11 protein-coding genes are annotated in these 13023 nt (G+C 63.9%); 7 read left to right on the forward strand and 4 right to left on the reverse strand.

Annotation, left to right across the window (positions count from 1 at the left end):
• Nucleotides 1-48: 48 nt before the first annotated feature.
• From HWY05_RS05280 to HWY05_RS05290, 3 genes are all read right to left on the reverse strand, one after another.
• On the reverse strand, nt 49-1527 hold the full coding sequence (locus HWY05_RS05280; RefSeq protein ID WP_176057608.1) for a PLP-dependent aminotransferase family protein: 1479 nt from the start codon (nt 1525-1527) through the stop codon (nt 49-51).
• A gap of 235 nt (nt 1528-1762) precedes the next feature.
• Complete coding sequence (locus HWY05_RS05285; RefSeq protein ID WP_035559191.1) at nt 1763-3304, reverse strand: oligopeptide:H+ symporter; 1542 nt, start codon at nt 3302-3304, stop codon at nt 1763-1765.
• Between the two features lie 133 nt (nt 3305-3437).
• Nucleotides 3438-3662 (reverse strand): hypothetical protein, encoded by a 225-nt coding sequence (locus tag HWY05_RS05290; RefSeq protein ID WP_156126750.1) that lies wholly within the window; start codon nt 3660-3662, stop codon nt 3438-3440.
• A gap of 433 nt (nt 3663-4095) precedes the next feature.
• On the opposite strand from HWY05_RS05290, the gene HWY05_RS05295 reads away from it, so the two are divergent.
• The 7 genes from HWY05_RS05295 to HWY05_RS05325 all read left to right on the forward strand — a co-directional run bounded on the left by HWY05_RS05295 (nt 4096) and on the right by HWY05_RS05325 (nt 12140).
• Nucleotides 4096-4668, forward strand: coding sequence for a cupin domain-containing protein (locus tag HWY05_RS05295; protein WP_035559194.1), 573 nt, complete (start codon nt 4096-4098; stop codon nt 4666-4668).
• 173 nt (nt 4669-4841) lie between these two features.
• A complete protein-coding gene (locus HWY05_RS05300) occupies nt 4842-6458 on the forward strand; it encodes a peptide ABC transporter substrate-binding protein (RefSeq protein ID WP_176057609.1) in 1617 nt (538 codons plus the stop codon).
• 16 nt (nt 6459-6474) lie between these two features.
• A complete protein-coding gene (locus HWY05_RS05305; protein ID WP_035559199.1) occupies nt 6475-7413 on the forward strand; it encodes an ABC transporter permease subunit in 939 nt (312 codons plus the stop codon).
• A 3-nt stretch (nt 7414-7416) separates the two neighbouring features.
• Entirely contained in the window at nt 7417-8331 is a 915-nt protein-coding gene (locus tag HWY05_RS05310; RefSeq protein ID WP_051980987.1) for an ABC transporter permease subunit, read from the forward strand.
• 1 nt (nt 8332) lies between these two features.
• Nucleotides 8333-9331, forward strand: a complete 999-nt coding sequence (locus tag HWY05_RS05315) for an oligopeptide/dipeptide ABC transporter ATP-binding protein (protein ID WP_035559204.1) — start codon at nt 8333-8335, stop codon at nt 9329-9331.
• On the forward strand, nt 9328-10353 hold the full coding sequence (locus HWY05_RS05320; protein WP_051980989.1) for an oligopeptide/dipeptide ABC transporter ATP-binding protein: 1026 nt from the start codon (nt 9328-9330) through the stop codon (nt 10351-10353). The genes HWY05_RS05315 and HWY05_RS05320 overlap by 4 nt, the downstream gene beginning before the upstream one ends.
• 188 nt (nt 10354-10541) lie before the next feature.
• Nucleotides 10542-12140 carry an OprD family outer membrane porin gene (locus HWY05_RS05325; RefSeq protein ID WP_176057610.1) on the forward strand — a complete coding sequence of 533 codons (1599 nt, stop codon included), beginning with the start codon at nt 10542-10544 and terminating at the stop codon, nt 12138-12140.
• Here HWY05_RS05325 and HWY05_RS05330 read toward each other — a convergent pair.
• Nucleotides 12137-13000 (reverse strand): IclR family transcriptional regulator, encoded by an 864-nt coding sequence (locus tag HWY05_RS05330; protein ID WP_035559212.1) that lies wholly within the window; start codon nt 12998-13000, stop codon nt 12137-12139. The two genes, HWY05_RS05325 and HWY05_RS05330, sit on opposite strands and share 4 nt — an antisense overlap.
• Between the last annotated feature and the right edge of the window lie 23 nt (nt 13001-13023).

The raw sequence follows: 13023 nt of genomic DNA on the forward strand, positions 1-13023 counted from the left end.
GTAGGGAATTAGATAGGCTTAAGTAATGTTCAAGTTAGCGCGATCGTGTTATCGCGCGAGACGCGGCAGCACAGCGGCGAGCTTCGTAAGCGCGGCGTCGATGTGCTCGACCGCGATGCTGCCGTAGCCGAAGATCAACCCCGCCTGCGGCTTCACGCGCAGATGGAATGGCGCGAGCCCGTACACGCCGACCGAGACGTCACGCGCCGCGCTGATCACAGCGTCTTCCGTCAGCGGTGCTTTCAGGCGCGCCGCCATGTGAATGCCGGCGGTCGGCACGATCGGCTCGAACCAGCGCGAAAGGTCGCCATGCAAGTGTTCGAGCAACATCGCGCGACGCGCGGCGTAGGCCTTGTGCGTGCGCCGCAGATGCTTGGCGAAATCGCCGTTGAGCATGAACGTCGCGAGCGCGGTTTGCGTGAGCGTGCAACCGTGTCCGTCGACGATCTGGCGTGCCTTGAGCAGCGCGCCATAGAGCGACGCGGGCGGCACCACGTAACCCACGCGCAGTTCCGGAAAGATCGTCTTCGAAAACGTCCCCACATAGGCGACCAGTCCCGCGCGATCGAGGCTTTTCAGCGGCTCCATCGGCCGGCCTTCGAAACGGTACTCGCAGTCGTAGTCGTCTTCGATAATCACCGCGCCGCGCTTTTGCGCCCACTCGAGCAACTCGACGCGGCGCTCCAGACTCATCGGCATACCGAGCGGAAACTGGTGCGAGGGCGTCACGTAGACGAGCTTCGCCTTGTCCGGCAGCTTGCTGACGATCAGGCCTTCGCGGTCCACCGGCACCGGCACGACGCTCGCGCCGGTCGCCTTGAAGCAGGCATGCGCCGGCGGATAAGCGGGGTCTTCGAGCGCCGCGATTTCGCCCGGGCCCAGCATGATGCGCGCGATCAGATCGAGCGCGTGTTGCGCGCCTTGCGTGACGATCACGTCTTCCCAGTTGCTCGACACCGCGCGGTCGAAGGCGAGGTAGCGCGAGATCGCGAGCCGCAACGCCTGCTCGCCGGCCGGCTCGCGATAGGTGCCGGGACTGCGCGCCTGCGACCGCAGCGCGTGGTTCACGCAGCGGCGCCAGACGTCGAACGGGAATAGCGTCTTGTCGGTCGCGCCGCCGATGAAATCGTGCGGCGACGGCACCGTAGGCCGCGGCAAGGGCAAGCTCTGCGGCAGCTCGTCCCACAGCGGCCGGGCGCGCGCGGCGGTCCTGGCGCCGGCTTTCGTGCGCTCGCGGGCCGCTTCCACATCGCGTGCCTGCGCGGAGCGCGCCACCGGCAAACGCTCGAGGCCGTCGGCAACGAAGGTGCCCGAACCGGCGCGGGCGCTCAGATAACCTTCGGCAAGTAGCCGCTCGAACACGTCGAGCGTGGTTTTGCGCGACACACCCAGTTGCGTGGCGAGATCGCGCGTGGAGGGCAAGCGCGTGCCGCCGCCGAGACGGCCTTCGAGAATACCCGCGCGCAACTGGCGATAGATCTGTCCGGACAGGTCGTGATGTCCCTCGACGACGATATGAATGTCCATCCGATTGGTTACCTTGAAGATGCGGCAAAGGGTGATGTCGAGTGACCATTGACGGCCGTAAGCTTACCTCCGCCGTCGCCTGCGAAGCGCGGACATCTACGATAAGGACAATTTCATCCAGGCACGGCCTGAAAAGCAAAATGGCACACCTTGCAAGGCAAGGTGTGCCATTTCTTTAGCGTGCTTTTACGTCGGTACTAAAGCGCTTTCGCGCCATGCGCCACGCTCGTGCGGATTACTCCGCCACCGCGCCGCTCATCGCTGCATTCTGACGAGCGTCCGCACGCGCTTCGTCGGTGCAACGCTGATGTTCGCGCGACAGCTTGCGCATCAGCGGCAACAGCAGCACGGCCACCAGCGCGCCCACCGCCGCGAGCCAGCCGAGGCCGGTAAACAGCTTGGTGTAGAGCGGCAACGATTCGAGCGGGTCCAGATTGCCGGCCGGCATCTGCGCGAAATTCGCCACCACGCTACCCAGATACTGCGATACGCCGGTCGCGACGAAGTAAGCGCCCATCATGAAGCCGCTCATCCGTGCCGGCACATAGCGCGCGATCATCGCGAGGCCGAGGCCGCTCACCAGCAGTTCGCCGAGCGAATACAAACCGTAGCCGCCCACCATGAACCACGACGACACGCGGCCGTTCACCGCGTAGTTACCGCTCGCCGCATAGACGAAGAAACCGGCTGCCACCACGGCGAAACCGACTGCGTACTTCACCGCGACCGGCACGTCCTTGCCGTTCTTTGCGAGCTTCGTATAGAGCAGCGCGAGCAGCGGGCTCAGCAGCATGATCCAGATGGGATTGAGCGCCTGGAACTGCGCGGCGCTCCACGTGAACCACGTCTGGCCGAACAGAATGAAGCGCGGATCGACGTTGCGCAGCGCGAACAGCGTGAGCGAGGTCGACATCTGCACGTAGAACACGAAGAACAGAATCACCTGGGCCGTGAGAATCAGCGCGGCCAGCAGACCCGAGCGCTCCGAGCGTTCGCACTTCAGCAGCATGTAGCCGAAGATCGCCAGAATCGCGATGCCCGCCGTGTACACGCACGCCACCGCGATCGCCTTGTGCTGCAGCACGAACATCGTCACCGTGCCGAGCACGATGCCGCCCAGCGCCACCGCGGCGACGCGCTTCCAGCGCACCGGCTCGGCGTCCGGCGCCGAACCGATATGCGCGAGCGTACGGAACATGATGAAGTAGTTGAGCATCGACAGCAGCATGCCGGCGCAGCAGACCGCGAACGCCGTGTGCCAGCCCCAATGGTCCTTGATCCACGGCGTGGCGAGCATCGACACCGTCGAGCCGATGTTGACCGCCATGTAGTAAATCGTGAACGCGCTGTCGATACGCGCGTCGTCGCCTTCGTAAATGCGGCGCACGAGGTTCGCGGCGTTCGCCTTGAAGAGCCCGTTGCCCACCACGATCACGCCGAGCGACGCAAACATGTACGACAGTTGCTCGTTCGGCATCGCCAGCATGAAATAGCCGGCCGACAGCACACCGGCGCCGAAGATCATCGTGCGGCGCGCGCCGAGAATCTTGTCGCCGATCCAGCCGCCGATCGACGGCGCCGCGTACACCAGCGCTGTAAACGCGCCCCACGTGAGCGTGGCGTGGCTGTCGGTGAAGCCCAGCTTGTCGATCATGAACAGCACCAGCAGTGCGGCCATGCCGTAGTAGCCGAAGCGCTCCCACAGTTCGATCAGAAAGACCGTCGAAAACGAACGGGTCTGCGAGACGCGTGCGCCGGGCGGATTGGATGAAATCATCGTGTACCTCTTGTTCAAACGGTTGCAGCGTCGCGCGAACTAGCCGCGCAACGCGAAAAACTGGATCTGGAAAAACGGTCGGCGAAACACGCGGCTTGCGCGCTCGCGGATTGTTCGGCGCGTGCGGGAACGCTCATGCGCCGATACCAGCAGAAAAACCAGGGAATGGGATGGAGGCACGCCACGCGGAACAAAGCGGTTCCGTCGGGCGGCGGCAGGCTGCGCGCCTGCGGCGGAAAAAATCGGTGGTGATGGTCATGTCCTCAAGCCGGCCGCCGTTCGGATGGAACGCACCGGACAATGCTCCACCCTGCAGGATCGCTGCGGGCGGATTGTTAAACAGCGGCAGGCTTCGCATGGGATGGTCATGCGCACGCCGTTCGCCGGGCGGGGCAGATTCTCCGAATAGAAGCATCTCGCGTCACTCAGGGAATTCACCTAATCGGAGTCAATTACTTGCCCTTACACGCCAACTATCTTCACCATAAAGACCGACGCCGACCAAAATAGTCTTTGATGTCATAGGTTTACTCCTCCTGATACTCGCACTGCATAAATGCCTGAATCGCCATCTCAAACCGCAACTTTTACCGGCTTCATAGCTTCTTTTTCACAATAATCCGGTCGATTTGGCTCGCGGGTTTTCGGTTCTGGCAACATAGAGTGTTGTCTCCAAAATGCGGGCTCTTGCGTCCCGGAGGGCTAAACCGGCCCACTGCCCTAGCCGGGACCGCAATCAAACCATATTTACTTATATCAAACAAATTTTGACGGGCTAATTTCCTCCTGCTATGGTCACGACAATTCAAAAGAGCAATCCGGCACTCGAAATCGGCAGCAAGATCCGCGCACTTCGGCATCGACTCAAGCGCACGTTGGACGACACGGCAACCGCCGCGGGAATTTCCAAGCCGTTTCTGTCGCAAGTCGAGCGCGGCCTGGCGTCGCCGTCCATCACGTCGCTGGCCGGTATTGCTCACGCACTTGGGGTCACGGTGCAGTATTTCGTCGACACGCCTAGCGAAGAACGCTCGGTGTGCCGCGGCGAGCAGTTGAAGTTTTTCGGTTTTGCGGACTCGGCCAATCTGTTCGCTCGATTGACCAATCTGACGGGCGGCCGTCAGCTCGAAGCGATCCTCGTGAGGATGCCGCCCGGGCAAAAGCGCTCCGAAGTAACCACGCATGCCGGCGAAGAGTTTGTGTATGTGATCGACGGCGAGGTGTCGTTGACGCTGGAAGGCAAGACGTTCGTGTTGCACGCAGGAGACAGCGCGCATTACGAATCGACGGTGCCGCACAGCTGGGTGAACACGGCTCGGGTCGAGTCGGTCGTCGTCTGGGTGGGCACGCCAAGACTGTTTTAAGGGGCAGGCGCCTTTTCCGGTTGATCCGGCCAGGGTTTGCCTGCATTACAAAATGTAAGGAATCCTGTATGTCGGACAAGCAACAAGGGCCGCCCTGGCCCGAGCACCGCGGATAAACCGGGCGCCCCGGCGCCAGCGCGTTCTTCTCTCGACCTTTCCTGCGATCTCATCCGATGAAAACCCCGTTCGTCCTCGCGACGGCGCTGTCCGCGCTCGTCCTGTCGTTTCAGCCCTCCGCCTTCGCCGTCACGGTGCCCGCCGGCGTCACCCTCGCTGCCAGCCAGGAGATGACCCGCCAGGTGCCGACCGAAACCGAATCGCTCGACCCCGCGCATATCGAATCGTGGACCGGCAATACGATCGGACTCGACCTGTTCGAAGGTTTGACGCGGATGGACGCGAGCGGCGCGATCGTGCCGGGCGTGGCGGAGTCGTGGACGCGCACCGGGCCGACCACGTGGGTTTTCAAGCTGCGCCACGATGCGCGCTGGAGCAACGGTCAGCCGGTCACGGCGGCGGACTTCGTCTACTCGTGGCAACGCGTGCTCGATCCGAAGACCGGTTCGAAGTACACGGTGCTGGTCGAATTCGTGAAGAACGCCAAGGCGATTCTCGCCGGCAAGGCGCCGTTGACGAGCCTAGGTGTGCGCGCCGTCGATCCGTACACGCTCGAAGTCACGACCGAAGTGCCCGCCGCCTTCTTCTCGCAACTGGTCGCCATGGCGCCGATGACCCCGGTCAATCGCGCGGTGGTGACGAAGTTCGGCGGCGAGTGGACGCGCCCGGGCAACTTCGTGGGCAACGGCGCGTACGCGCTGACGGACTGGCAGCCGAGCAACCGTCTGGTGGCCACCAAAAGCCCGACGTACTGGAACGCCGGCAAGGTCGTGATCGCGAAAGTGACCTACCTGCCGATCGAAAACGACGAAACGGCCATGCGCATGTTCCAGGCCGGCCAGTTCGACTACACGTACGCGATTCCGTCGGGCATCTATGCGCAGGTGAGCAAGAGCCAAGGCGATGAGCTGAAAACCGGCCTGCAGATCGCCACGTACTTCTACAGCCTGAATAACGACGACCCCGCCTTCAAGGACAAACGCGTACGCCAGGCCCTGGCGATGGTGCTGGACCGCGACCTGCTGACCAAGCGTCTGACCGCCGACGGCGAAGTGCCCATGTACGGCCTGATCGCCAAGGGCACCCAGGGCGCGGGCGTGTTCACGCCGGACTGGGCGAGCTGGCCGATGGCCAAGCGCGTCGACTACGCGCGCAACCTGCTGAAGGCCGCCGGTTATTCGGACGCGAAGCCGCTCACCTTCACGCTCACCTACAACACCAACGACCTGCACAAGAAGGTCGCGCTGTTCGCCACCTCGGAATGGCGCACCAAGCTCGGCGTGACCGCCAAGCTCGAAAACGTCGAATTCAAGGTGCTGCTCAAGCAACGCCACGACGGCAAGGTGCAGGCTTCGCGCGACGGCTGGTTCGTCGACTATAACGACGCCAACTCGTTCCTCGATCTGATCCGTTGCAACAGCGTGCAGAACGATCAACACTACTGCAACCCGCAGGTCGACAAGCTGATCGACGAAGGCAACCAGCAGCTCGACGACGCGAAACGCACCGCGCTGCTCACGCAGGCGCACGATCTGGCCATGAACGACTACCCGCTGGTCGCGCTCTTCCAGTACTCGGCGGACCGCCTCGTGAAGTCGTACGTGGGCGGCTACAAGTCGACCAACTACCTCGACATGCGCGCCACGCAAGACATGTATCTGATCAAGCACTAAGCGCGGGAGCACCGTCATGCTGGCTTACACGCTGCGCCGCACGCTCTGGGCGATCCCGACGATTCTCGCCGTGATCACCGCGTGCTATCTGCTGCTGCATCTCACCCCGGGCGGCCCGTTCGACACGGAGAAACACCTGTCGGCGGCCGTGATGGCGAACCTCAACGCCAAGTATCACCTCGACGAACCGTTGTGGCTGCAGTACCTCCACTACCTCGGTGCGTTGCTGCACGGCGACCTCGGCCCGTCGTTCCGCTACGCCGACTGGAGCGTCAACGATCTGGTCTGGAAGGCGTTGCCGGTCAGTCTCGGCGTGGGCGGCGTGTCGGTGCCGATCGCGCTGGTGATCGGCGTCACGCTCGGCACGCTGGCCGCGGTGCGGCGCGATCGCTTCATCGATCACTTCGTGATGGTGCTCGGCAACCTCGGCAACGTGGTGCCGCCGTTCGTGCTGGGCCCGGTGCTGGTGTGGATCTTCGCGATCCTGCTGAAGACTTCCGAAGGCCAGGGCTGGCTGCCGGCCGGCGGCTGGGGCGACGGCGAGTGGCGTTATCGCGTGCTGCCGATCGTACTGCTCGTCATCATCAACGTCGCCGGGATCGCGCGTGTCATGCGCGGCAGCATGATCGAAGTGCTGTCGGGCAACTTCATCCGCACCGCACGCGCCAAAGGCCTGCCGGGCCGCACGATCGTGTTGCGCCACGCGATGAAGCCGGCGCTGATGCCGGTCGTTTCGCTGCTCGGCTCGATCTGCATCTCGTCGATCACGGCGGCCGTGGTCACCGAGTCGGTGTTCGCGCTGCCGGGTCTCGGCCAACTGGTCGTCAACGGCGCGATCAACCGCGACTACACCCTCGTGCTTGGTCTCGTCGTACTGACGACCGCCGTCGCCGTGCTGTTCAACCTGCTGGTCGACCTCGCGTATGCGTGGCTCGATCCGCGCATCCGGTACTGATCCATGGCCCGCTCTCTTCAAACGGCTGCCGCGGCGCTCGATCCGCTCGCGGCCATTGCCAACGCACCGCGTTCGCGCGGACCGCTCGCCACCGCGGCCGCGCGCTTCGTGCGCAACCGCGCGGCGTTCACCGGGTTCATCGTGCTGCTGCTGGTCGTGATCGCCTGCGTGGTGGGTCCGTGGCTGCTGCCGAACAATCCGATCGACAGCGACTGGAGCGCGATCAGCCTGCCGCCCACGTGGCAGAACATGCACTGGTTCGGCACCGACGAACTCGGCCGCGATCTGCTCGCGCGGGCGCTGCAAGGCGGGCGCGTGTCGCTCGAAGTCGGCCTGCTCGGCACGCTGGTGTCGGGACTGATCGGCGTCGCGTACGGCGCGACCGCCGGCTACCTGGGCGGCCGCGTCGACGCGGTGATGATGCGGATCGTCGACATGATGTACGCGATCCCCTACATGCTGATCGCGATCCTGATGATGACGCTGTTCGGCCGCGCGTTCTATCTGGTCGTGCTCACCATCAGCGCGTTCTCGTGGCTCGACATGGCGCGCGTGGTGCGCGGCCAGACGCTGTCGCTGCGCTCGCGTGAATTCATCGACGCCGCCCGCGCGATCGGCGTGAGTTCGCGCTCCATCATCTCGCGCCACATCGTGCCGAATCTGTTCGGCGTGGTGGTGGTGTACGCGAGCGTGACCGTGCCCAATATCGTGCTGACCGAATCGGTGCTGTCGTTCCTCGGCCTCGGTGTGCAGGAGCCGATGACGAGTTGGGGCGTGCTGATTCAGGACGGCGCGCAGAAACTCGATTCGATGCCCTGGCTGCTGCTGTGCCCGGCCGTGATGCTGTGCATTACGCTGTATTCCGTGAATTTCGTCGGCGACGGTTTGCGCGACGCGTTCGACCCGAAGGACCGCTGACATGTCCCTACTCGAAGTCAAAGACCTCAGCGTGCGCTTTACGCGCCGCGAAGGCGCACCGGTCGACGCGGTGCAACGCGTGTCGTTCTCGCTCGAAGCCGGCCGCACGCTCGGCATTGTCGGCGAATCGGGTTCCGGCAAGAGCCAGACCGTGATGGCCTTGCTCGGCCTGCTGGCCGGCAACGGCAAGGTGTCGGGCAGCGCCACCTATCGCGGCGAAAACCTGCTGACCATGAACGAAGCGGCGCTGAACAAGATTCGCGGCGACCGCATCGGCATGATCTTTCAGGACCCGATGACCTCGCTCAATCCGTTCCTGACGATCGAGCGGCAAATGACCGAGACGCTGCAACTGCATCGCAAGATGTCGCGCCGCGAAGCGCGCCGCCGCGCGATCGAAACGCTGGAGTCGGTGCGCATTCCCGACGCCGCGCGCCGCATCGCCATGTATCCGCACGAGTTCTCCGGCGGCATGCGGCAACGCGTGATGATCGCGATGGCGCTGCTCTCCGAACCCGAAATCCTGATCGCGGACGAACCCACCACCGCGCTCGACGTGACCGTGCAGGCGCAGATCATCGAACTGCTGCGCGAGCTGAACCGCGAGCGCGGCACGGCGATCATTCTGATCACGCACGACATGGGCGTCGTAGCCGGCCTGTGCGATGACGTGATGGTGATGTACGCCGGCCAGACCGTCGAGCAGGCGAGCGCCGCCGCGCTGTTCGCCGCGCCGACGCATCCGTACACGCTCGGTCTGCTGAACGCGCTGCCGCGTCTGACCGACGACGATGACGACCAGCCGTTGCAAACCATTCCCGGCAATCCGCCGCTGCCCGGTGAAGTCGGCCAGGGCTGCGCGTTCGCGCCGCGCTGCGCGTACTGCACCGAGCACTGCCTCGAAGCACGCCCGCCGCTCGCGGCCGTGGAAGGCTATCCGGACGCGCTGCGTGCGTGCTTCAAACCGGTCGGCGAAATCCTGGAGGCACAACACGTATGAACGCCACGCCTATCGCAAACCAGGACGCGGCAACACTGCTGTCCGTGGACAATCTCAAGGTGCAATTCGGCGTGCCGCGCGGCGGCTATCCGTGGTCCGGCAAAGCGACGCTGCGCGCGGTGGACGGCGTGTCGTTCAGTGTCAAGCGCGGCGAAACCGTGGGGCTCGTCGGCGAGTCGGGTTGCGGCAAGTCCACGCTCGCCCGCGCGATCATCGGTCTCACGCCGGTAGCGAGCGGCAGCGTGCGCTGGCTCGGCGAAGAAACCGTGCAGCCGAACGCGCGCCGCGATACCTCGCGATTGCGCCAGGATGTGCAGATGATTTTCCAGGACCCGCTCGCATCGCTCGATCCGCGCATGACGATCGAACAGATCGTCGCCGAACCGCTGCTCACGCACGGCCAGAATGTGGCCCGCGCCGACGTGCAGCGGCGCGTGCTGACCATGCTCGAACGCGTCGGCCTCAATGCGCAGCATCTGCGCCGTTATCCGCATGAGTTTTCCGGCGGCCAGTGTCAGCGCGTCGGCATTGCGCGCGCGCTGATCGGTGAACCGCAACTGGTGATCTGCGACGAGCCGGTGTCCGCGCTCGACGTGTCGATCCAGGCGCAGATCGTCAATCTGCTGCGTGACCTGCAAAGGGAGTTGTCGCTGTCGCTGCTGTTCGTCGCGCACGATCTCGCGGTCGTCAAAGCGATCAGTCACCGCGTGCTGGTGATGTATCTCGGCCGCGTGATGGAGTTCGGCGACAAGCGCGACGTCTACAGTGCGCCGCGTCATCCGTACACGCGCGCGTTGCTGTCTGCGGTGCCCGTTCCCGATCCTGCCGTTGAACGCGCGCGGCGTCATCTGCTGTTGCGCGGCGAGATCGCCTCGCCGCTCAGCCCGCCTTCCGGTTGCGCGTTCCGCACGCGCTGTCCGGAAGCGATCGAAGCCTGCGCCTCGGAAATTCCGCAGGCCATCACGCATGGCGCGAGCGCAACGCGCGTCGCCTGTATTCGCGTGGGGGACCTCGCGAAGTAAGTGTCTTTGAAGTCCTCGCGCTCAGGCAGCGCAAACGTACCCAGCTTCTACCGATAAAACCGTATTCCCGGCGCGACGGGCCGTCGCGCCGCTGGATTCGCTCGCCCTGTTATCAGCAAGGCGAGCGATAAGCGTGGACTGGCTAACCGCCAGCCAAAGTAGCACCACAATAATCAGAGACGTACTCAATGAAAGATAGCCGAACAAAAATCCGGACAAAAAAAACCGGAGCTGCCACCTTTTTTTATTGCGCAGTCACGCTTCCCGCACTGACTCTCGCTGCCAGTGCTTATGCCGACGACGGCGTGACGGAGCCCACCTCCGGAACGTCGCGAACCCAGACGCTCGCGCAAGCGTCGCCCTCGCCTACGCCCTCAGTCTCGCACGCGCCGGAGTCTTCGGTGCAGTCCAATGGGTCCGCCAGATCCTCCGGCAAACGCCGCGCGGATCAGGGCGGTCAGGTGCGTAACGATCAACCCGACACGACCAACGCGATCGTCAATGCCGAAGCCAGCCAGACCGTCGAGCCACCGAGCCCGCCGTCGAGCCAGGCTGCCAGCAAGGGCTTTATCGCCGATAGTCATCTGAACCTGCAGTTCCGCAATTACTCCGACTACTTCCAGGCGCCCAACACGATCTACCGACACGCGTGGATCCAGGGCGCGCAAGCCAACTATGAATCCGGCTTTACGCAGGGTCTGGTCGGCTTCGGCGTGGATGCGTCGCTGTTCGCCGCGTTGAAGCTCGACGGCGGCAACGGCGCCAGCAACATGGTGCACGTCGGCAAGGACGGCGGCGGTTCACAGCAGCTCGCGTGGGCCTATCCCGGCATGGTTGACATCAAGGGACGCATTTCGGAAACGGTCGTGAAGTACGGTTTGCAGACCGTCACGAACCCGTTCCTCGAACCGCACGACAACCGCGCGCTGCCGCCCACTTTCCTCGGCGTCTCGATGGTCAGCAACGACCTCGTGCACACCACGCTCGAAGCCGGTAGCTTCACCAAGGTCGATGCCCGCGGCCACACCAACCTGAGCAACCTGACCACCTCGTACGGCGGCACGCGCATCGACCGGCTGACTTATGTGGGCGGCACGTGGCACTACGCGAAGAACGGCGAGATGGCGTTGTACGTCGATCAGGCCGACGACGTCTGGCGTCAGTACTACGGTTCGGTGGCGCAGTCGTTCGGCGATCCGACCACGATCAAGTGGAGCGGCCTCGCCAACATCTATTCGACCCACGACACCGGCGCGTCGAAGCAAGGGCACATCAACAGCAATGCGTACAGCGTGTCGGTCTCCGCGCAGCACGGCCCGCATGCGCTGCTGCTCGGCTACCAGCAGGTGCTCGGCGATCAGTTCTTCGACTACGTCAACGAAACCAACGGTATCTACCTGACCAACTCGATGGACGTGGACTACAACGCGCCGCACGAGCAGTCGCTGCAATTGCGCTATACGTTCGACGGTAAGTACGCGGGTCTGCCGGGCCTGAAGGCGATGTTCTGGGGGCAATACGGCTGGAACGCGGATGGGTCGGCGGGCGCGGCGGAAAACGCGTCGCCTTCGGCGTCGTTGCACAATCTGTACTGGAAGAACGGCGAACCGGTGCATGGCCACCATCACGAGTTCGGCTTCATTCCTAGCTATACGCTGCAAAGCGGACGCTTCAAGGATACGAAGATCACGTTCATCGCGATGTGGCACAACGCGCAGTCGCACTACTCGGACGGCAACAACATGGAATACCGTCTGGTGGTGAATGTGCCGGTGAAGGTGTTCTAAGTGGTCATGGCCCGCGACAAACCGTGCATCGGCCGGCGCAACGCCACGTCGAACGGATTGGTTTGCGGGCCGATCGCATCGGCCTGACGCCGCAGCAGTTCAACCACCATCGGCAGGCGATCGTCGCCCAGACGCGAAGCCAGCGTGCCCACGCTCAATGCCGCCACCGCGAGGCCCGTGCGGTCCAGAACCGGCACCGCCACGCCCGCCATGCCGTCGAGCACACCCGTGTTGTTCGCCGCGTAGCCCAGTCGCCGCACGCGTTCGATCTCGGTGCGCAAATACACTTCGTCGAGCACGCCGTAGCCGCGAATTCGCGGCACGTTGAAGCGGATGATCTCCTCGCGCTCCGCCTCGGGCAGAAACGCGAGAATCGCCAGACTCCCCTGACCGACTCCTAATGCGACGCGCCCGCCGATATCGCCGGTGAACGAACGGATCGGGAACGGCCCCTCGCAGATGTCGAGACACACCGCGTCGAAACTGCTTTTGACCAGCAGAAAAATCGTGTCACCGAGACTCGCGCACAGCCGCAGCAACGCCGGGCGACACAGCGTGCGCATGCCGCTCGGGTTCCCCGCTTGCGCGGCCAGCGCGAAGAAGTCGACGCTCAGGCGGTACAGCTTGGAATTGTCGTCCTGCTCGACGATGCCCTCGGCGATCAGCGCATGCAGGATGCGGTGCACGGTGCCCTGCGTCAGCCCCACGGCTTTCGCGAGTCGCGTGACGCGGCCGCCGTCGGGTTGCGCCTCGGACAACGCGCGAATCACCGCGAACGCGCGTTCCAGCATGCCGGGGCCCGGCGCGCCGCCGGTTTCCGCCGGAGCGCTGTCGGTATCTCGTTGGGCGGCAGCTTTCATCCAGGTTGCTCTCATTTATTTCA

The sequence above is a fragment of the Paraburkholderia sp. BCC1876 genome, assembly GCF_902833695.1.
GTDB lineage: Bacteria > Pseudomonadota > Gammaproteobacteria > Burkholderiales > Burkholderiaceae > Paraburkholderia.

Excerpts from the sequence above, each read along its gene's own strand:
- HWY05_RS05315 (WP_035559204.1), top strand. The coding sequence starts at position 8,333 with ATGTCCCTACTCGAAGTCAAAGACCTCAGCGTGCGCTTTACGCGCCGC.
- HWY05_RS05295 (WP_035559194.1), top strand. The coding sequence starts at position 4,096 with ATGGTCACGACAATTCAAAAGAGCAATCCGGCACTCGAAATCGGCAGC.
- HWY05_RS05285 (WP_035559191.1), bottom strand. The coding sequence starts at position 3,304 with ATGATTTCATCCAATCCGCCCGGCGCACGCGTCTCGCAGACCCGTTCG.
- HWY05_RS05325 (WP_176057610.1), top strand. The coding sequence starts at position 10,542 with ATGAAAGATAGCCGAACAAAAATCCGGACAAAAAAAACCGGAGCTGCC.
- HWY05_RS05330 (WP_035559212.1), bottom strand. The coding sequence starts at position 13,000 with ATGAAAGCTGCCGCCCAACGAGATACCGACAGCGCTCCGGCGGAAACC.
- HWY05_RS05290 (WP_156126750.1), bottom strand. The coding sequence starts at position 3,662 with ATGCGAAGCCTGCCGCTGTTTAACAATCCGCCCGCAGCGATCCTGCAG.
- HWY05_RS05305 (WP_035559199.1), top strand. The coding sequence starts at position 6,475 with ATGCTGGCTTACACGCTGCGCCGCACGCTCTGGGCGATCCCGACGATT.
- HWY05_RS05300 (WP_176057609.1), top strand. The coding sequence starts at position 4,842 with ATGAAAACCCCGTTCGTCCTCGCGACGGCGCTGTCCGCGCTCGTCCTG.
- HWY05_RS05310 (WP_051980987.1), top strand. The coding sequence starts at position 7,417 with ATGGCCCGCTCTCTTCAAACGGCTGCCGCGGCGCTCGATCCGCTCGCG.
- HWY05_RS05320 (WP_051980989.1), top strand. The coding sequence starts at position 9,328 with ATGAACGCCACGCCTATCGCAAACCAGGACGCGGCAACACTGCTGTCC.
- HWY05_RS05280 (WP_176057608.1), bottom strand. The coding sequence starts at position 1,527 with ATGGACATTCATATCGTCGTCGAGGGACATCACGACCTGTCCGGACAG.